Raw genomic sequence first — 19,494 nt, 5'->3', positions numbered from 1 at the left:
GTTCAGCCTCCGAAAGAGAGCTTGAGCAATGCGAAGGCGCAGGCGGCGCCGACCGCGATCGCGAAGAAGGTGTTGGCCATCACGGCCAGGATCTTCAGGCCCTCGCTGTGGATGTAGTCCTCGATGATGACCTGCATGCCGAGGCGCATATGCACCGCGCCCGAGACCACGAAGAGCAGCATCAGGATCGCCACCAGCGGGTTCGCCAGCGTCGCCACGGCGGCCGGATAGGGCTTGCCGATCAGCGAGATCACGACGAGCAGGAAGGCGATCGTCAGGAGAACGTTGGCGACGGCGGTGACGCGCTGCAGCCAGAAGTGCCCGGTGCCGGACTTGGCCGAGCCGAGGCCGCGGACGCGGGCGAGCGGGGTGCGCATCGACGATTTGGAGAGCATCGGCGTTTCCTCAGCGCACGGCGTAGGCGACGATCCAGACCAGCAGGGTCAGGATGCCGGAGACCAGGCCGCTGAACTTGGCGAGGTTCATCCGGGTCTGCGGATCGTAGCCATGACCCATGTCCCAGATGAAATGGCGCAGGCCACCGACCATGTGGTGGAGCAGCACGAAGGTGTAGCCGAACAGCACGAGCCGGCCGAGCACCGAGCCGGCGATCGCTTGCGCTGTATCATAGGCGCCGGGGCCGGAAGCGGCCGCAATGAGCCAGAGCGCGACCAGCAGCGTGCCGCCATAGAGCGCCGCCCCGGTGGCGCGATGAGCGACGGACATCGCCATCGTCCAGGACCAGCGATAGATCTGCAGATGCGGCGAAAGCGGCCGCGCCGCCGGTTTGACCTCGGCCAAGTTGATGACTCCCGAACCTTCGAGCTCGCAGGCGAACGATCTCTTGGTATCGTTCTAGAGTGTATGGCTCTCTAACGAAACCCGATCTCTGCTGCAATGCGATAGCGTCAAGGCCAGGTTACAGAAATGCATTTGTGTAACTTCGGCCTGCGGACCCGGCGCCTGCACGCTGCCAGGCCTCAACGCGGCAGCAGCGCCCAGTAGTCGAAATCGAGAATAACGCCCTCGGCATACTGGTCGCCCTGTTTCAACGGAAGCTCGTTGCAGGGCAGGTTCTTGGTCGCGACGAGACGCAGGCGCAGCGCACCGACATCCTCGCGTCCCGGCAGTTCGGCCGCCTCCAGCACCTCGCTCCAGGCATAGACCGTGTCGCCCGAAAACAGCGGTGCGACATGCCGGCCGGCATTGATCGCGGCAATATGGAAGGCGTTGCCGAGCCCGTTGAAGGAGAGCGCCCGCGCCAGGCTGATGACATGACCGCCATAGATCAGGCGCTTGCCGAAACGGGTCTCGCGCGCGCCATAGCCGTCGAAATGAACTTTTGCGGTGTTCTGATAGAGCCGCGTCGCGATCTGGTGCTCAGCCTCCTCGACGGTCATGCCGTCGACATGGTCGATGCGCTCGCCCGCCTGGTAGTCGCCCCATCGAAAAGGCGAGCCGGCGAGCCCGTCGTCATAGCCGGCGAGCGCCAGCGCCGGGCAACTCTCGCCCAACGCTTCCGGTAGCACCGCCTTGGGCAGCTCTGGAACGAGCTCGAACGCCGCCGGCGTGCCGGGGCTGCGCTTGCGCACGAGCACCCAGCGGGCATAGCTCAGCACGATCTCGCCATGCTGGTTGCGGCCGATCGAGCGGACATAGACGATGCCGGAATCGCCGCCCGAGGTCTGCTTCAGCCCAATGACCTCCGAGGTCGCAGACAACGTGTCGCCGGGATAGACCGACTTCAGAAAACGCCCATCGGCATAGCCGAGATTGGCGACCGCATTGATCGAGATGTCCGGCACCGTCTTGCCGAAGACGATGTGGAAAACGAGGAGATCGTCGACCGGCGCCCCGGGATAGCCGATCGCCTTGGCGAAGGCGTCCGACGACTGCACCGCGAAACGCGGGCCGTAAAGCGCGGTATAGAGCGTGACATCGCCGCTCGTGACGGTACGCGGCGTCGCATGGACGATCGTCTCGCCCAGCCGGAAATCCTCGAAGAAACGGCCGGGGCTGGTCTTGGCCACAGTGCTTCTGCCGGCATCGGCCGTCGACATATCCGCCATGAATTCCTCCCGGAACGGTTGGAACCGATTGTGCAACGCAGCAGATGGCGCCGTCCAGCCTGCCGCGGCCGCTCAGGCCGTCAGCTCGGCGAGCTTCATCAGGTCGACATTGGCGCCGCAGACCAAGACGCCGAGCCGCTCGCCGGGCATGGGCTTGTAGGCGCCGCTGATAAGGGCACCGAGCGCCGCCGCTCCCCCGGGCTCGACCGCGAGACGGAAATCGCGCCAGAGCACGCGCTGCGCCTCGGTAATCGCCGCATCCGGCACCAGGGCGACATGGTCGACCGTGTCCTTGCTGACATCGTAGACGAGCTGGCCGACATTGCGCGCGCCGAGCGAGTCCGCCGCCACGGAGGCGACCGTCACTGTCACCGGCGCCTTGGCCTCCAGCGCGGCCTGCAGTGCCCGCGAACCTTCCGGCTCGACGCCGACGACCTTGACGTTGGTGCCAGCGAACCAGGCGGCGATGCCCGAGATCAGCCCGCCGCCGCCGACCGCGACCAGCACAGTGTCGAGATCGGGCTCCTGCCTGTGCCATTCGCGGCCGAGCGTGCCCTGGCCGGCAATGGTCTCCTTGGCCGAGAAGGGATGGATCTTGAGCGCGCCGGTCTCGGCCACGAACTTGTCGCAGGCCGCCTGGGCGTCGTCATATTGCGCGCCGCCGATGCGGACATCGGCGCCGAAGCGTCGGATCGCCTCGATCTTCGCCGCCGGCGAGATCTCCGGCACGAAGATCGTCGCCTTGACCCCGCGCTTGCCGGCGGCATAGGCCACCGCCGCGCCGTGATTGCCGCCCGAGGCGGCTGCCACCCCGGCGGCCGGCACATCGAGCGAAAGCAGGTTGTTGAAGGCGCCGCGCGTCTTGAACGAACCGGCATGCTGCAGGCATTCGAGCTTCAGCGAGACATCGGCGCGCGAGCCGAAGGCGCCGGTGCCGAGCCGCATCACCGGGGTGGTGCGGGCATGGCCGGCGATGCGCTCTGCCGCGGCTTCGATCATCTGGCGGGGCACGGGCTGGTCAGACATGGCGGGTTCCTGCGAGGCGGGCCGATCCGGCACGAAACTCCAGATCGCGATGGGAAGACCGTGGCTATCGCGTCCCGGCGGATCGGGGAAGGGCTTTCCGCGCCCGGCGGCGATGTGCCCGGCGACGACCAGCGCCGCCAGCGCATCGAGCGCGTCGTCCGCCGCAGCGCCGCGTGGCGGCAATGCGGTCAGGCAGGTCTCGGGCAGGCCGGCCGCCAGCAGCAGGGCGCGCCGCTCAGTCATTCCCGCGGGATTGATCGTCCCCCTGATCTTCTTGGGGTGCAGGAGCGGCGCGCCGCGTATCGTCGCGAAGGCAAGTTCAGGATGCGTCTCGAAGGTGCACTCGCGCCATTCCGGCTCCGCCCGCAGGAAGGCGTCGATCTCGCGGATCTTCGGGAACAGGTGGAAGCCCTGCTGCGAGACCTTGCGTGGCGGGCTCGAGGTCGCGAGCGCGGTGCGGCAGGCATCGGCGTAGTCGGCCGCATGGACCGCACCGCGCGACGGGATCGAGAACACCGAGGACTGCCGTTCGCCCAGCCGGCTGCGCACTGCCTGCTCCGGGCCGCGCCCGGAGCCTTCGATCCGGTCCGGCAGGCCGATCGGCATGTCGACGGCGACGAGGCTACCCGGCGGCAGATTGCGGATCAGCTCGATCCAGCTGCGCTCGACCCGCAGGATCGGCGGCTCAGTGATCGAAACGTCACATAAGGCTGCGATCCAACCGCCCTTGCAGCCGTCAACGCCCACGATGCAGCTCATTCTCGAATCCTCGCCCGCGGGGGTGACGTACCGGCGCCACAGCGTTTAGTGTGCGCTGCAACAGGAACCGTCAGGAGTGTCGTCATGACCGCTATCCGACCGCGCCGCAGCGTACTCTACATGCCCGGTTCCAATGCGCGCGCCCTGGAAAAGGCCCGCGAGATAGCGGCCGACGCCCTGATCCTTGATCTCGAGGACGCCGTCGCTCCGGATGCCAAGGACCTCGCCCGCAACCAGGTCTGCGACGCCGTAAAGGCCGGCGGCTATGGCAGGCGCGAGCTGGTGATCCGCACCAACGGTCTCGACACCCCCTGGTTCGATGCCGATCTCGCCGCAGCGGCCGAGGCCGGCCCGGACGCGATCCTGATTCCGAAGGTCTCCTCGCCCGAGACCTTGGCCGAGATCGGCCACCGGCTCGCCGGCCTCTGGGCCAAGCCCGAGACCCGTGTCTGGGCGATGATCGAGACGCCGCTCGCCATTCTCGACTGCGAGCGCATCGCCCGTGCCGCCCATGAGGCCAGCACCCGGCTTGCCTGTTTCGTCCTCGGCACCAACGACCTCGCCAAGGAGACCCGCGCCCGCTTCGTGCCCGGCCGGGCGCCGATGCTGCCCTGGCTGACCACCGCGATCCTAGCGGCCCGCGCCCACGGCCTCGACGTGATCGACGGCGTCTACAACGACCTCAAGGACGAGGCCGGCTTTAGGGCCGAATGCGAGCAGGGCCGCGATCTCGGCTTCGACGGCAAGACGCTGATCCATCCCGGCCAGGTCGCGACCGCCAACGCCATCTTCGCGCCGGAGGAAGCCGAACTCGTACGGGCCCGCGCGGTGATCGCCGCCTTCGAGCAGCCCGAGAACGCCGACAAGGGCGCGATCCAGCTCGATGGCCGCATGGTCGAGCGCCTGCACGCCGAGATGGCGCGCCGGGTCGTCGCACTCGCCGAAGCGATCTGAACGCGCCTGCGCCGGCCCTAGGGCCTGCACGGTCGACCTGTGCAGGGCCGGCGCCAACTTTACCTACAGTTATACGCCGTTAAAATTTAAACTGCGGCCGGTCTGGCATGTAATCCATGTTGGAAACCCCGGCTTTAATTGGCGTTTAACCAATCTATCATAGCCCTAGCCGGCAAAACATAAGCCGGACCATGGGGGGAATATCTTGCTTGGATTGAGAACGTCTCGTTTCGGCGCCAGCCTTGGAGCCGACGAGGCCGCGGCCATTCGCCGGTCGCAGGCTGTCATCGAGTTCGATCTGGACGGCAGCATCCTCACCGCAAACGAGAATTTCCTGCGCGTCGTCGGCTATGGCCTCGACGAGATCAAGGGCCGGCATCACGCGATCTTCGTCGAGCCCGGCTATGGCGGCACGGAAGCATACCGCGCCTTCTGGGCAAGGCTCCGCCAGGGCGAGGCGATCGACGCCCAGTTCCTGCGCCTTGGCAAGGGTGGAAGGCAGGTCTGGCTGCAGGCGACCTACACGCCGATCCTCGACCGCGCCGGCAGGCCGCGGAAAGTGATCAAATTCGCCACCGACATCTCCGCGACCAAGGGCCTGATCGCCAATTTCGAAGGCCAGGTCGCGGCGATCCGCAAATCCCAGGCGGTGATCGAGTTCGACCTCACGGGAACTATCCTCGACGCCAACGAGAATTTCCTGAGGGCTCTGGGCTACGGGCTGGACGAGATCAAGGGACGGCACCACGGCATCTTCGTCGATGCCACGACGCGTGCCGGCGACGACTATCGGCGCTTCTGGCAGAAGCTCGGCCGCGGCGAGTACGATGACGGCCAGTATCTGCGCCTCGGCAAGGACGGCCGGCAGGTCTGGATCCAGGCGAGCTACAATCCGATCCTCGATGCGCTCGGCCAGCCCTACAAGGTGGTCAAATACGCGACCGACATCACGGAAAGCCGCATGGCGCAGGAGGCACTGCGCAAGGCCGTCGACGAGACCCGCGAGGTGGTCGAGGCGGCCATGGCCCGGAACCTGACGCAGCGCGTCGCGCTGGCGGGCAAGCAGGGCGATGTCGCCCTGCTTTGCAGCGGCGTCAACGATCTCGTTGGCTCCGTCTCCGCGGTCATCCAGGCGGTGTCCGAAATCTCGGGCAAGGTCAGCCTCGGCTCGCACCGCATCAGCCACGACAGCCGCGATCTCGCCCAGCGGACCGAGGAGCAGGCAGCCAGTCTGGAGGAAACCGCCGCGACCACCGAAGAACTCGCCGCCTCGGTGAAGCAGAGCGCCCAGCGCGCCCGCGAGGCGACCGAACTCGGCGCCTGCGCGACCGACGTCGCCGAGCGCGGCGGCGCCATCGTCGCCGATGCCGTGACCGCGATGGAGCGGATCGAGAAAGCCTCGAACGACATCTTCGAGATCATCACGGTGATCGACACCATCGCTTTCCAGACCAATCTTCTGGCTCTCAACGCCGCGGTCGAGGCGGCCCGCGCCGGTGATGCCGGCAAGGGCTTCGCGGTCGTCGCCTCGGAGGTGCGTGCCCTCGCGCAACGCTCGGGCGCCGCCGCCAACGACATCAAGAAGCTGATCACCAATTCGAGCGAGCAGGTCTCCGGCGGAGTGAGGCTGGTCAGGGAAACCGGAGGCGCTCTGGCGGAAATCGTCGTCGCCTCGAAGAGCGTGGCCGCGGCCCTCGCCGACATTTCGAGTGCCTCGCAGGAGCAGGCCAACGGCATCGACGAGGTCGCCCGGGTCGTCGCCCATATGGACGATGTCACCCAGCGCAATTCGGCGATGGCCGAGCAGAGCGCCGCCATCGCCGGTGAACTCGAACAGGCGACCGAGACGCTCAGGCAGATGGTTGCCTCGTTCCAGCTAGCCGCTGGTGGCGACACGCCGGCCGGAGGGCGGCAGTGGAACGAGCTTGGCCGCCTCGCGGGCAGGGCGGAGGCGCGCGCTGCCTGAAGCCGCCCTTGCAGGCCTAGCCCCGCACGAAAAAGGCCGCAGGCCCTCTTTCGAGGATGCCTGCGGCCTTTTGCTATGAACGCTCTGTGGCGATAGCCCGCGTCAGGCGGCCTTCCGGTCCTCGAAGACGCCGCGGAACTCGCGCAGCTGCACAAGCTGGTCGGCGAGGCGCTTCTGCTCGGCCTCGTCCTGCGAACCGGCGAGACGAGTCTCGGCGGTCAGGATTTCCTTGTCGAGCACCTCGAGGTTCACGTCCTCGATGAAACGGGCCTGCTCGGCCAGGATCGTCAGGCTCTCGGCATTGACCTCGGCGATGCCGCCGGAGACGTAGAATTCCTTGCCGTTGTTGGCATCGGTCTGGAGCATCACGATGCCGGGCTTCAGCACCGCGACCAGCGGCGCGTGGCCGGCGAGCACCGTCATCTCGCCCTCTACCGAGGGAACGATGACGCTGACGACATCGCCCGAGAACAGGATGCGCTCCGGCGAGACGAGTTCGAACTTGAAGGTGGCCATCGTAAAATCTCTCCAGGCTCGTCATGGTCGGGCCTGAGCCCGCCATCTCTGAAACCAGTGTCTTCTCGTCCAGAGCTTCCCGGGCCGGGCCTGGGAATGACGCGCGTCAGGTCTACCGGCCGGCAAAGCCGGCCGGGCTGGCCGTGAACCTTACGCCGCTTCGGCGGCCAGGCGCTGCGCCTTCTCGATCGCCTCGTCGATCGAGCCGACCATGTAGAAGGCCGCTTCCGGCAGGTGGTCGTACTTGCCCTCGACCAGGCCCTTGAAGCCCTTGATCGTGTCCTCGAGCGCGACGAGCTTGCCCGGCGAGCCGGTGAAGACTTCGGCGACGAAGAAGGGCTGTGACAGGAAGCGCTCGATCTTGCGGGCGCGGGCCACGGCGAGCTTGTCCTCTTCCGAGAGCTCGTCCATGCCCAGGATCGCGATGATGTCCTGCAGGGCCTTGTAGCGCTGGAGGATCTGCTGGACCTGGCGGGCGATGTTGTAGTGCTCGTCGCCGACGATCGCCGCGGAGAGCATGCGCGAGGTCGAGTCGAGCGGGTCGACCGCCGGATAGATGCCCTTTTCCGCGATCGAGCGCGAGAGCACGGTCGTGGCGTCGAGGTGGGCGAAGGAGGTCGCCGGGGCCGGGTCGGTCAGGTCGTCCGCCGGGACGTAGATCGCCTGCACCGAGGTGATCGAGCCCTTGTTGGTGGTGGTGATGCGCTCCTGCAGGTTGCCCATGTCGGTCGCCAGCGTCGGCTGGTAGCCCACCGCCGACGGGATGCGGCCGAGCAGAGCCGACACCTCGGAGCCCGCCTGCGTGAAGCGGAAGATGTTGTCGACGAAGAACAGCACGTCCTGGCCACGGTCGCGGAAGTCCTCGGCGACGGTCAGGCCCGAGAGCGCGACGCGCATGCGGGCGCCCGGGGGCTCGTTCATCTGGCCGTAGACCAGGGCGCACTTCGAGCCCTCGCCGCCGCCCTTCTTGTTCACGCCCGACTCGATCATCTCGTGATAGAGGTCGTTGCCCTCGCGGGTGCGCTCGCCGACGCCGGCGAACACCGAATAGCCGCCATGAGCCTTCGCGACGTTGTTGATGAGCTCCATGATCAGCACGGTCTTGCCGACGCCGGCGCCGCCGAACAGGCCGATCTTGCCGCCCTTGGCGTAGGGAGCCAGCAGGTCGACGACCTTGATGCCGGTGACCAGGATCTGGGCGTCCGTGGCCTGGTCGGCATAGGACGGAGCCGGCTGGTGGATGCCGCGGGTCGAGGAGGTCATGATCGGGCCGGCCTCGTCGACCGGCTCGCCGATGACGTTCATGATGCGGCCGAGGCACTCGTCGCCGACCGGGACGGCGATCGGCGCGCCGGTGTCGGTGACCGACTGGCCGCGGACCAGGCCTTCGGTCGAGTCCATCGCGATGGTGCGAACCGTGTTCTCGCCGAGATGCTGGGCGACTTCGAGAACCAGACGGTTGCCGAGATTGTCGGTCTCGAGCGCGTTCAGGATCTCGGGCAGGGCGCCGTCGAACTGCACGTCGACGACGGCGCCGATGACCTGCGCTACGCGGCCGGTACCGGTGTTGGCGGGCTTCTCGGCGGTCTTGGTCTTGGTTGCGGCTTTGGCCATGGTTTAAAACCTCGGATTCGCGTTCAGCGTGTCGGAAGGCCGGCGAACCGGCTTGATTCAGGCGGTTACAGCGCTTCCGCGCCGGAGATGATCTCGATGAGTTCCTTGGTGATCATGGCCTGACGCGAACGGTTGTAGATCTGCGTCTGCTTCTTGATCATCTCGCCCGCATTGCGGGTGGCGGAGTCCATCGCGGACATGCGGGCGCCCTGTTCGGAGGCCGCGTTCTCGAGCAGCGCCCGCAGGACCTGGACCGTCAGGCTGCGCGGCAGCAGCGTCTCGAGGATCTCGCCCTCTTCCGGCTCGTAGTCGTAGACCGCTTCGGTGGTCGCGGTGCCGGCCGGGATCTCGGCCGGGATGATGCGCTGGGCGGTCGGGATCTGCGCGATCACCGACTTGAACTTCGAGAAGAAGATCGTCGCGACGTCGAACTCGCCCGCAGCGAAGCGGGTCAGGATGTTCTGGGCGATGACCTCGGCATTGACGAAGCCGACCTGCTTGAACTCGCGCAGGTCGATGACCTCGATGATGTCGTTCTCGAACAGACGCTTCAGGGCGTCGTAGCCCTTCTTGCCGACGCAGAGGATCTTGACCGTCTTGCCCTCGGCCTTGAGCGCCTGCGCTTTCTCGCGCGCCAGACGGGCGATCGAGGAGTTGAAGGCGCCGCACAGGCCGCGCTCGGCGGTGAAGACGACGAGCAGGTGGACCTTGTCCGAGCCCGTGCCGGAGATCAGGCGCGGCGCGCTGTCGCCGGAGATGCCGCCGGCGAGATTGGCCAGCACCTTCTCCATGCGCTCGGCATAGGGACGAGCCGCCTCGGCCGCCATCTGGGCGCGGCGCAGCTTCGCCGCCGCGACCATCTGCATGGCCTTGGTGATCTTCTGCGTCGCCTTCACGGAGGCGATGCGGTTTCTAAGGTCCTTTAGCGAGGGCATGTCTTGCTCTCTCCGTCGTGCCCGGCCCGCTGCCGGGCATCCACGTCTTCAACCCCGTTCGTCGCCCACCGCCCGGCATTTCCGGGCAAGACGTGGCTGGTCGGCACGAGGCCGACCATGACGCCGTGGATCAGGCGAACGTCTTGGCGTAGCCCGAGACGATGTCCTTCAGCTTCGCGGCGTTCGCATCCGAAAGATCCTTCGTCGAGCCGATCTCGCTCAGCAGGTCGGCGTGCTTGCCGCGGACCAGCGAGAGCAGGCCGTCCTCGAAGGCACGGACCTTGTTGACCGGCAGCGGGTCGAGATAGCCGTTCACGCCGGCATAGATCACGACCGTCTGCTCTTCCATCTTGAGCGGCGAGAACTGGCCCTGCTTCAGGAGCTCCGTCAGGCGGGCGCCGCGGTTGAGCAGGCGCTGCGTGACGGCGTCGAGGTCCGAGCCGAACTGGGCGAAGGCCGCCATCTCGCGATACTGGGCGAGCTCGCCCTTGATCTTGCCCGCGACCTTCTTGGTCGCCTTGGTCTGCGCGGCCGAGCCGACGCGCGACACCGAGAGGCCGACGTTCACCGCCGGGCGGATGCCCTGGTAGAACAGATCGGTCTCGAGGAAGATCTGGCCGTCGGTGATCGAGATCACGTTGGTCGGGATGTAGGCCGAGACGTCGTTCGCCTGAGTCTCGATGACCGGCAGAGCGGTCAGCGAGCCGAGACCGGCCTCCTCACCCATCTTGGCGGCGCGCTCGAGCAGGCGGGAGTGGAGATAAAACACGTCGCCGGGATAGGCCTCGCGGCCCGGCGGGCGGCGCAGCAGCAGCGACATCTGGCGATAGGCGACGGCCTGCTTGGACAGGTCGTCATAGATGATCACGGCGTGCATGCCGTTGTCGCGGAAGTACTCGCCCATGGCGCAGCCGGCGAAGGGCGCCAGGAACTGCATCGGCGCGGCGTCCGAGGCGGTGGCGGCGATGACGATCGAGTACTCCAGCGCGCCGCGCTCCTCGAGCACCTTCACGAGCTGAGCGACGGTCGAGCGCTTCTGGCCGACGGCGACGTAGACGCAGTAGAGCTTCTGGCTCTCCGGCGCGCCTTCGACGTTGAGCGGCTTCTGGTTCAGGATCGTGTCGAGCGCCACGGCGGTCTTGCCGGTCTGGCGGTCGCCGATGATCAGCTCGCGCTGGCCGCGGCCGATCGGGATCAGGGCGTCGATCGCCTTGAGGCCGGTCGCCATCGGCTCGTGCACCGACTTGCGCGGGATGATGCCGGGGGCCTTGACGTCGACGCGGGCGCGCTGGGTGGCCTTGATCGGGCCCTTGCCGTCGATCGGGTTGCCGAGCGCGTCGACGACGCGGCCGAGCAGCTCCTTGCCGACCGGCACGTCGACGATGGCGCCGGTGCGCTTGACGGTCTGGCCTTCCTTGATCTCGCGGTCGGAGCCGAAGATCACGACGCCGACATTGTCGCTCTCGAGGTTGAGCGCCATGCCGCGCACGCCGGACTCGAACTCGACCATCTCACCGGCCTGGACCTTGTCGAGGCCGTAGACGCGGGCGATGCCGTCGCCGACGGAGAGAACCTGACCGACTTCGGTGACGGACGCCTCGGACCCGAAATTGCTGATCTGGGTCTTCAGGATCGCGGAGATTTCAGCGGCGCGGATGTCCATCAGCCGACCTCTTTCATGGCAAGACGAATTGAATTGAGTTTGGTTTTCAGGGACGCATCGACCATGCGCGAGCCCATCTTGACGACGAGTCCGCCGATGATGGCCGGGTCGATCTTCACGGAAAGCGCGACATCCTGGCCGGCGACCTCCTTGAGGGTCGCGGTGATGTCCTTGAGCTGGGCGGCGGAGGGCTCCTCGGCCAGCGTCACTTCGGCGCTGACGATGCCCTTGGCCTCGGCGACCTTGGCGCGATAGGCGCGGATCATGCCCGGCAGCGCGAACAGGCGGCGCTTGCTGGCGACGAGCCCGATGAAATTGGCGGCGAGGCCCGAGATCCCGGCCTTGGCGAGCAGCGCGTTGACGGCGGCGACCTGGTCCTGGGCGGTGAAGGCGGGGCTCTCGATCAGCCGCTGCAGATCGGCGCTCTCGGCGATCATCGCGCTAAACGAATCGAGATCGGTGGCGACGGCATCGACCGCCTTGGCCTCGGTGGCCAGCTCGAACAGAGCCGTGGCATAGCGCCCGGCAACACCCGAGACAGGGGACTGTTCCTGCGATCCGCCCTGGGCCACGCTTCGCTCTCTCTTCCAAGGGACCGCCCCGGCGACCTTCTGACGAAGGTGGAGTGCATGGTCCCGACGCTGCGATGATCAAGCGCACGCCCGCCCGTTGCCAGGGCGCGCCGCGCTTGGATTGCGGCGGTGCACTAGCATGGGGATCGGGGGGCCGCAACCCGATGGGACGGGGTAGCGCACGCTTTGGATGCGGTCAAAGGAAGCGCCCCATGCATCGACCGCGCGACGAAGCTGGCGACACGGCCCGTAGGAGCGCCTCGCACAGGCAGCACCGATCGAAAGCGCGCGGCAGCCGAGCCGCTGGCCGGAGCACCGACCCTCCGCCTCGCGCGGGACGAGAATGGCGGCTCCTAAGCCGGCCGCGAACCATGATCTCCGCGCCCTCCACCAAATGCCCCGCTTGACCAGGCTCGTGGCTGCGATCGAGTGTTGGGCTGCGAACGGAGCAGGCCGCGATGCTGCGAGCATTGGTCTTGGGAACTGCCTTTCTGCTGGCGAGCGCTGGAAGCGCGCTTGCCCAACTGCAGAAAGTCAACTGCCAGACGCAGGGACCACAGCTCTATCTGGATCAAAACAATAGAAACGACTATCAGAGTTCGATGGATAGTAATGGCTGTAGATACAGTTTTTATTCTATCGGCAACAACGGCAGAATCAGCTTGGTTCTTGAAAAAGCGGTCGTGATGAAACAGCCCGAAAATGGCGAATTACGACGGGACGCGGAGTTTTCTTTCTTCTACAAGCCAAAGCCGGGTTTTAAAGGAGACGACAGTTTCGTGATTTATGTTTGCGGAAATGATCGAAACCACGCCGGATGTGCGAGACTGAGTTACCAGGCCACCATAAGGTAGCGCCACGCTCGCGCTCGAATTTGCAGAGCGTTATCGACCAATCCCGCGCCGAGACATCAATTACCATACTTCGTCCTAAGCCGTTTCAAATGCCACCCGCCCGCTGACAGCGCCGGTTTCACATGGGTAAGCCGCAGCATGCTGAGATCGCCTCCCCTCGCTCTGGCGCTGTTGCTCGCCAGCCCAACCATGTCGCTGGCGACCGCGAACTGCCAGACCCAGGGGCAGGTCTTCCGTGTCGAGCAGAGCGACAGGGTCGCCTTTCGATCGACCATGGACGGCGAGGGCTGCCGCTATGTGTATGCGCGGTTCCAGAAGGCCGTGATCATGAAGCCGCCCGAGAACGGGATCCTGTCCCAGGTCGGCGAGTTCTCGTTCCTCTACAAGCCGAGGCCAGGATTCACCGGGCAGGACAGCTATGTGATCTATATCTGCGCCATCAACTACCGCGGCTCGGGTTGTTCTCGGCTGACCTACGAGGCGACCGTCCGTTAGCGAGCGCAAGGGCTCCGAGCAGGAGAAGGTCGCCGTTTGCGCCGAAGCGGCGATGACGGGGATAGACCAGGGAAACTGACGCGGGCGAAGGAAATTGGACCGCCATGCTGCGAGTTTTGTCTCTCGGAACATGCCTTTCCCTGGCGACCATGAGCCTGGCGTTCGCGCAACTGCAGAAGGTCAATTGCCAGACGCAAGGCGAACCATTTTACCTCCATCAGAACAGCAAAGTTACCCATGAAAGCGTGATGGACGAAAACGGCTGCCGATACAGCTATATTTCGGCTCAGTCCGACGGCAGGCCCAGAGTATTCGAGAAGGCGGTCATCGCTCAGGCGCCCAAGAAGGGACAACTTTCACAACCAGGCGAATTTTCGTTCTTCTACAAACCGGGAAGCGGCTTCAAGGGAAAGGACACGTTCGCGGTCTACATCTGCGGCACGACGATGCATGGCTCCGGCTGCTCGCGGATCACCTACAACGTCACCGTTCGATAAGTACGCCGACGCTCGCTGGAAACTCTCCGGGGTCGACGGCGCCCCCGGGCCTATGCGGGCCTTGCGACCGCTTCTGCCCGCCACAAAGCGTGAACGCTCGGGGATGCAACTCGCCGCGACACGGGCAATTACGGGTACACGCCAAGCGCCCGCTTGACTCAGCATTCGATCGAGATCCGGGTATCCGCAGAAATCGGAACTGTGACGATGCCAAGAATTCTGATTTTCAGCGTCGGATTTTGCCTTGTGGGCGCCGCGGCGCCGGCTCAAATGCTGCGAGTGAATTGTCAGACTGTCGGCCCTCAATATCATATTGTCGAAAATACAAAGCTCGATTACGACAGCTTGATGGATAAAAATGGCTGTCGATACAGCTACACGACATCTGGCATAACACTTGAGAAATCTGTCATCGCCAAAGCGCCTGCTAATGGTACATTGACGCAGACAGGAATTGCGTCATTCTTCTATACACCAAAAGAGAACTTCATCGGGAAAGATAATTTCGCTGTCTATGTCTGTGGGACCGGCAGGAGGGGTAAAGGTTCCGGCTGCGCGCGGTTCAACTACAACGTCACCGTTCACTAGCACCGCAGCGCTCATGCCCTGCGGATCGGCATTGAGCACCAGCACAACCTATCGCGCAGCGGTCCCGGCTCGTCCACGCCGCTTCGTTGCTTGCGGATGGCGCTCGATTACTGAGCGACGTAGGATGGACTGATACGCACGGACGCCGACATGTCACGAGTGTCCACCTATCTGACGGCCTTGCTCCTGGTGCCCGCAAGCGCCTCGCTGGCGGAGGCGGCCTGCCGGATACGAGGTTACGGCTTCCACGTCGAGCAGAATGACAGGGCCACATATGAGGCGACCATGGACAGCAATGGCTGCCGCCATGTCTACGGGGTCAGCGGATTTCTTACGATCCAGAAGACCGTGATCATGATCCGGCCCGCGAACGGCACCCTGTCGCAAACCGGAGAATTTTCGTTCCTCTACAAGCCGAAATCGGGATTTTCCGGCAAGGACACCTATGTAATCTATGTTTGCGGGACCAGTCGTCGCGGCACGGGCTGTTCCAGGCTCACCTACAACGCCATCGTCCAATAGGCTTCGCCGTGCTCACAAAAAGCTCTGCGGATCGACATCGACAGCAACCCTAACCGAGCCTTTCGGCCGCGGCGCCCGCTTCAGCCAGGCGCGCAGATAACCCTGCAGATCGATCTCCCGCGTCGTGCGCACGATCAGGCGCATGCGATGGCGGCCGCGCAGGATGGCGAGCGGCGCCTCGGCCGGGCCCAGAACCGCGACGCCGGCCGGGGCCTCGGCGCAGCGGGCAAGCGCCCGCGCATGCGTCTCGGCCTCGGCCTGCGAATTGGCCGAGACGATCAGTGCCGCCAGGCGCCCGAAGGGTGGCAGCCCGGCGGCTTCGCGAGCCGCCGTCTCGGCCGCATAGAACCGCTCGGGATCGCCCGAAATCAGCGCCTTCAGCACGGGATGGTTGGGGTCATGGGTCTGCAGCAGCGCCCTGCCCGGCTTCTCGCCGCGCCCGGCCCGGCCGGTGACCTGCCGCAGCACCTGGAAGGTACGCTCGGCGGCGCGCGGATCGCCCGAAGTCAGGCCGAGATCCGCATCGATCACGCCGACCAGCGTCATCCCCGGGAAGTTGTGCCCCTTCGCGACCAGCTGGGTGCCGATGACGATGTCGAACTCGCCTTCGGCGACCGCCATCAGCTCCTGCTTCAAGCGCTCGGTGCCGCCCGGAAAGTCGCTCGACAGCACGATCGCGCGCGCCTGCGGAAACAACGTCGCGACCTCTTCGGCCAACCGCTCGACGCCCGGGCCGCAGGCGGTCAGCGTCTCCGGCTTGTGACAGGCCGGGCATTCGTGCGGCCGGCGCTCGACATGGCCGCAGTGATGGCAGACCAGCGCGCGGCGAAAACGGTGGTCGACCAGCCACGCCGAGCAGTTCTTGCACTGGAAGCGATGGCCACAGTCGCGGCAGAGCGTCAGCGGCGCATAGCCGCGCCGGTTGAGGAAGAGCAGCGACTGCTCCTTGGCCTCGAGATTGGCCTCGACCGCCTTGATCAGCGCGCCGGAGATCCAGCGCCCGCGCTCGGGCTTGTCCCGGCGCAGATCGACCAGGCCGAGCGCCGGCAATTGCCGTCCGCCGAAGCGCTCCGGCAGCTTGAGGTGGAGGTAGCGCCCGCGCTCGGCATTGACGCGGGTCTCCAGCGAGGGCGTCGCCGAGGCCAGCACGACCGGCGCGCTCTCGATCTTGCCCCGCACCACCGCCATGTCGCGGGCGTGATAGGCGACACCGTCCTCCTGCTTGTAGGCGGCCTCGTGTTCTTCGTCGACGACGATCAGCCCGAGATCGCGATAGGGCAGGAACAGCGCCGAGCGCGCCCCCGCCACGACCAGCGCCTCACCCTTGGCGATCGCCGCCTGCAGCCGCTCGCGGCGCCGCCCGCTCACCGCTGAATGCCAGAGACCCGGCCGGACGCCGAAGCGTGCCTCGAAACGGTCGATGAACTGCGCGGTCAGCGCGATTTCGGGCATGAGGATCAGGCTCTGGCGTCCGAGCCGGATCGCCTCCGCCACGGCCTCGAAATAGACCTCGGTCTTGCCCGAGCCGGTAACGCCTTCGAGCAACGCGACATTGTAGGATTTGGAGCTGACCAGGGCGGCGAGCTTCTGCGCCACCTCCTGCTGCCCCTCCGAAAGCACCGGCCTGGCATGTTCGGGATCGGGCCTGGCCGCGATCGCCTCCTGCGGCAGCGCTTCGACCGAGAAGGTGCCGGCATCGACCAGCGAATCGATCACCGCCGCGCTGACCGAGGCCGCCTCGGCCAGCGCCGACTTGCCGATCAGGAGGCCGCCCTCGGCGGCAGCGATGGCCCGCGCCCGCGCCGGCGTCATCCGGGCCGGCGGCGCGCCGACCAGCCGGACGCCGAGCTTCGGCCGCTCGGGCTTGTCGTCCGGAGGGCGGCGCAAGGCGAGCGCCAACACCGAGCCCTTGGCGGCGAGCGTGTACCAGGAGACCCAGTCAACCAGCTTCATCAGCGCCGGATCGAGCGGCGGCGTGTCGAGCTTGCCGGCGACCTTCTTGAGGTTGCCGCCGCGCCCCGAGCCGCGCTCCCAGACCACGCCCACCGTCTCGCGCGGGCCGAGCGGCACCTGCACGACGTCGCCGGGCGCGAGGCTGAGCCCGGCCGGGACCGCATAGCTATAGGCCTGATCGAGTCCGAGCGGGATCAGCACGTCGACCGTGCCGCCTTCCCGCCCGTCCTCCTGCGCGTCGCTCATGCGCCCGTCTGTAGAGCGATTCCGCCGCAGTCGGAAGGCGGCTCGCTGTCGGCAAAGGGCAGGAGCGGTCGCCCGCAGGCCTTGCGCGAGGCCATGGCGAACAACTCTCGTCCGGCGCAACGTACCTCAACGGAAAAGGCCGGATCAGGGTGCTTTCTCCCTGATCCGGCCCGCTATCACATGCCCCGGCCCGCTGGCCGGAGCGACCAGCGTCAGCTCCGCCTCATGCCGGCACTGGCTGGGATTTCATGCCCACCAGCCCTTTGCGGATCATCAGCCCCCAGAGCAGCAGCGTCATCACCCCCAGCGTGCCGGCGATCGGCCGATCGAAGAAGCCGAGGATCGAACCGTCCGACTTGATCATCGAGGTCATGAAGTTCTGCTCGAGCATCTCGCCGAGCACGAGGCCGAGGATCAGCGGCGCGACCGGGATGCCATGTTCCTCGAGGAACCAGCCGAACACCCCCATCGTCACCATCAGCACGACGCCGTAGAGCGAGTTGGTCATGGCGAAGGAGCCGACGGCGCAGAAGATCAAGATCACCGGCAGCAGGATGTTACGCGGCACGCGCAGGATCTGCTTGGCCGACTTGATCGCCGCCCAGCCGAGCGGGAACATCAGCAGGTTGGCGAGGATGAAGATGATGAAGACGGCGTAGATCAGCTCCGGCGTCTGCAGGAAGACGCTGGGACCGGGATTCATGCCCTTCATGTAGAGCACGCCGATGACGATCGCGGTGATCGAGTCGCCGGGGATGCCGAAGACCAGCGCCGGGATCCAGGCGCCGCCGAGCGCCGAATTGTTGGCCGAGGTGGAGTCGACGATACCCTCGATATGCCCAGTGCCGAATTTCTCCGGCTCCTTGGAGAGCTTCTTGGAGACCGCATAGGAGACCCAGGCGGCGATGTCGGCGCCCGCGCCCGGCAGCGCGCCGATCACGGTTCCGAGGACCGAGCCGCGGATGAAATTCTTCCAGTATTTGCGGAAGACCGCGCCGACTCCGACGAACATGTTGCCGACCGCCTGCTGGATCTTGGCCGTTCCGCCTTCGATCGTCACGGCGCCGCGCAGCAGCTCCGAGACCGCGAACATGCCGATCAGCGTCGGGATGAAGTTGATGCCGGAGAGCAGGTCGACATTGCCGAAGGTGAAGCGCGGCTGGCCCGCCGCCGGGTCGATGCCGACGCAGGCGATGGCGAGGCCGATGAACAGCGAAAGCAGGCCCTTCACCGTATCGCCCGTGCCGATGAAGATGGCGCAGGTCAGGCCGAGGCAGGCGAGCCAGAAATACTCGAAGGACGAGAAGTTGATCGCCACTTCCGCGAGGATCGGCGCCAGCAGGATCAGGATGACCACGCCGAAGATGCCGCCGAGCACCGAAAAGACGAGATTGACGCCCATGCAGAGGTCGAGCTGACCCTTCTTGGTCATCTCGTAGCTCTCGTCGGCATAGGCCGCCGAGGCCGGCGTGCCCGGCATGCGCAGCATTGCCGCCGGGATGTCGCCGGCGAAGATCGCCATGGCGGTCGCGGTGACGATGGCGCCGAGCGCCGGCACCGGCGCCATGAAGAAGGTCACCGGCACGAGCAGCGCCGTCGCCATGGTCGCAGTCAGTCCCGGCATCGCGCCGACGAACATGCCGAAGATCGCCGAGCCCATTATCACGAGCAGGACGTTGAAATCGAAGACGAGCCCGAAGGCGGTGCTGATCGCAGCCATGTCAGCCCCTCAGAGCACGTTGTCGAGAATGCCGCGCGGCAGCGGCACGCGCATCATCCCGGAGAAGAACCAATGCACGATCAGGGTCATCACGACCGCTACGATCGCCGCCGTCACCGGCCGCACGCCGAACCAGAGGAAGAGACCGAACTGCAGCACGAGCGCGGTCGGAATGAAGCCCAGCGGTTCGGAAGCGACCAGATAGAAGCCCATCGCCAGCAGCATGATCACGAAGGAGGCGACGCGCCGCGGCTCGCTCGTCCAGCTGTCCAGCGTCAGCCAGCGCCCTCCTGCCGTGCGCTCGCGCAGACCGCGCAGGATCAGCAGCACGCCGGTTCCGGCAATGCCGACACCGATGATGCGCGGAAACAGGTTCGGCCCGTATTTCTGGCCGGGAAAGGCGGGGAACGAAAAGGTCATTGCGATCATCGCGGCGGCCAGAAGGATGAAGGCCGCGCCGATCACGGCGTCATTGAAGCGCATAAGTTCTTCTCTCCAGGGCCCGGCGCTCTGGTACCGGTGCTAAAAAGCGGCCGGCGCCAGGC

Annotated in this window: 19 protein-coding genes; 7 read left to right on the top strand and 12 right to left on the bottom strand. The window is 65.9% G+C overall.

The window, feature by feature from the left end; all coding sequences use genetic code 11:
- Positions 1-2: 2 nt before the first annotated feature.
- The 4 genes from sdhD to RKE40_RS11170 form a co-directional block, all read right to left on the bottom strand.
- Complete coding sequence (gene sdhD, locus RKE40_RS11185; RefSeq protein ID WP_316018321.1) at positions 3-395, bottom strand: succinate dehydrogenase, hydrophobic membrane anchor protein; 393 nt, start codon at positions 393-395, stop codon at positions 3-5.
- Positions 396-405: 10 nt separating this feature from the next.
- Positions 406-807, bottom strand: a complete 402-nt coding sequence (sdhC, locus tag RKE40_RS11180; RefSeq protein WP_390893330.1) for a succinate dehydrogenase, cytochrome b556 subunit — start codon at positions 805-807, stop codon at positions 406-408.
- A gap of 173 nt (positions 808-980) precedes the next feature.
- The gene (locus tag RKE40_RS11175; RefSeq protein WP_316018319.1) at positions 981-2,069 is read right to left on the bottom strand and encodes a MaoC family dehydratase; all 1,089 of its coding nucleotides are present in this window, start codon (positions 2,067-2,069) and stop codon (positions 981-983) included.
- A 72-nt stretch (positions 2,070-2,141) separates the two neighbouring features.
- Positions 2,142-3,854 (bottom strand): serine/threonine dehydratase, encoded by a 1,713-nt coding sequence (locus tag RKE40_RS11170; RefSeq protein ID WP_316018318.1) that lies wholly within the window; start codon positions 3,852-3,854, stop codon positions 2,142-2,144.
- An 84-nt stretch (positions 3,855-3,938) separates the two neighbouring features.
- Here RKE40_RS11170 and RKE40_RS11165 point away from each other — a divergent pair, with 84 nt between their 5' ends.
- The gene (locus tag RKE40_RS11165) at positions 3,939-4,808 is read left to right on the top strand and encodes an HpcH/HpaI aldolase/citrate lyase family protein (protein WP_316018317.1); all 870 of its coding nucleotides are present in this window, start codon (positions 3,939-3,941) and stop codon (positions 4,806-4,808) included.
- A 214-nt stretch (positions 4,809-5,022) separates the two neighbouring features.
- Positions 5,023-6,774: a methyl-accepting chemotaxis protein gene (locus tag RKE40_RS11160; RefSeq protein ID WP_316018316.1), complete on the top strand. Its 1,752-nt coding sequence runs from the start codon at positions 5,023-5,025 to the stop codon at positions 6,772-6,774.
- Between the two features lie 102 nt (positions 6,775-6,876).
- Here the strand turns inward: RKE40_RS11160 and RKE40_RS11155 are convergent, their stop codons facing one another.
- The 5 genes from RKE40_RS11155 to RKE40_RS11135 all read right to left on the bottom strand — a co-directional run bounded on the left by RKE40_RS11155 (position 6,877) and on the right by RKE40_RS11135 (position 12,074).
- The gene (locus tag RKE40_RS11155; protein WP_316018315.1) at positions 6,877-7,290 is read right to left on the bottom strand and encodes a F0F1 ATP synthase subunit epsilon; all 414 of its coding nucleotides are present in this window, start codon (positions 7,288-7,290) and stop codon (positions 6,877-6,879) included.
- Between the two features lie 150 nt (positions 7,291-7,440).
- On the bottom strand, positions 7,441-8,904 hold the full coding sequence (atpD, locus tag RKE40_RS11150; protein WP_316018314.1) for a F0F1 ATP synthase subunit beta: 1,464 nt from the start codon (positions 8,902-8,904) through the stop codon (positions 7,441-7,443).
- 65 nt (positions 8,905-8,969) lie between these two features.
- The gene (locus tag RKE40_RS11145) at positions 8,970-9,839 is read right to left on the bottom strand and encodes a F0F1 ATP synthase subunit gamma (RefSeq protein ID WP_316018313.1); all 870 of its coding nucleotides are present in this window, start codon (positions 9,837-9,839) and stop codon (positions 8,970-8,972) included.
- Positions 9,840-9,969: 130 nt separating this feature from the next.
- Complete coding sequence (atpA, locus tag RKE40_RS11140) at positions 9,970-11,502, bottom strand: F0F1 ATP synthase subunit alpha (protein ID WP_316018312.1); 1,533 nt, start codon at positions 11,500-11,502, stop codon at positions 9,970-9,972.
- Complete coding sequence (locus RKE40_RS11135; protein ID WP_316018311.1) at positions 11,502-12,074, bottom strand: F0F1 ATP synthase subunit delta; 573 nt, start codon at positions 12,072-12,074, stop codon at positions 11,502-11,504. The genes atpA and RKE40_RS11135 overlap by 1 nt, the downstream gene beginning before the upstream one ends.
- 458 nt (positions 12,075-12,532) lie before the next feature.
- Between RKE40_RS11135 and RKE40_RS11130 the strand changes: the two genes are divergently transcribed.
- From RKE40_RS11130 to RKE40_RS11110, 5 genes are all read left to right on the top strand, one after another.
- Positions 12,533-12,928 carry a hypothetical protein gene (locus tag RKE40_RS11130; RefSeq protein ID WP_316018310.1) on the top strand — a complete coding sequence of 132 codons (396 nt, stop codon included), beginning with the start codon at positions 12,533-12,535 and terminating at the stop codon, positions 12,926-12,928.
- 138 nt (positions 12,929-13,066) lie between these two features.
- The gene (locus tag RKE40_RS11125) at positions 13,067-13,423 is read left to right on the top strand and encodes a hypothetical protein (RefSeq protein WP_316018309.1); all 357 of its coding nucleotides are present in this window, start codon (positions 13,067-13,069) and stop codon (positions 13,421-13,423) included.
- A 104-nt stretch (positions 13,424-13,527) separates the two neighbouring features.
- Complete coding sequence (locus tag RKE40_RS11120) at positions 13,528-13,920, top strand: hypothetical protein (protein WP_316018308.1); 393 nt, start codon at positions 13,528-13,530, stop codon at positions 13,918-13,920.
- A gap of 207 nt (positions 13,921-14,127) precedes the next feature.
- Positions 14,128-14,508, top strand: a complete 381-nt coding sequence (locus RKE40_RS11115; protein ID WP_316018307.1) for an Ig-like domain-containing protein — start codon at positions 14,128-14,130, stop codon at positions 14,506-14,508.
- Between the two features lie 159 nt (positions 14,509-14,667).
- Complete coding sequence (locus tag RKE40_RS11110; RefSeq protein ID WP_316018306.1) at positions 14,668-15,030, top strand: hypothetical protein; 363 nt, start codon at positions 14,668-14,670, stop codon at positions 15,028-15,030.
- A 12-nt stretch (positions 15,031-15,042) separates the two neighbouring features.
- On the opposite strand, the gene RKE40_RS11105 is transcribed toward RKE40_RS11110, so the two are convergent.
- The 3 genes from RKE40_RS11105 to RKE40_RS11095 form a co-directional block, all read right to left on the bottom strand.
- A complete protein-coding gene (locus RKE40_RS11105) occupies positions 15,043-17,229 on the bottom strand; it encodes a primosomal protein N' (RefSeq protein WP_316018305.1) in 2,187 nt (728 codons plus the stop codon).
- A gap of 223 nt (positions 17,230-17,452) precedes the next feature.
- Positions 17,453-18,949, bottom strand: coding sequence for a tripartite tricarboxylate transporter permease (locus RKE40_RS11100; protein WP_316018304.1), 1,497 nt, complete (start codon positions 18,947-18,949; stop codon positions 17,453-17,455).
- 9 nt (positions 18,950-18,958) lie between these two features.
- A complete protein-coding gene (locus tag RKE40_RS11095) occupies positions 18,959-19,432 on the bottom strand; it encodes a tripartite tricarboxylate transporter TctB family protein (RefSeq protein ID WP_316018303.1) in 474 nt (157 codons plus the stop codon).
- Positions 19,433-19,494 lie beyond the last annotated feature (62 nt).

The organism is Allobosea rubneri, assembly GCF_032464875.1.
Classification (GTDB): domain Bacteria; phylum Pseudomonadota; class Alphaproteobacteria; order Rhizobiales; family Beijerinckiaceae; genus Allobosea; species Allobosea rubneri.
This window is presented reverse-complemented; position numbering and strand designations above follow the sequence as displayed.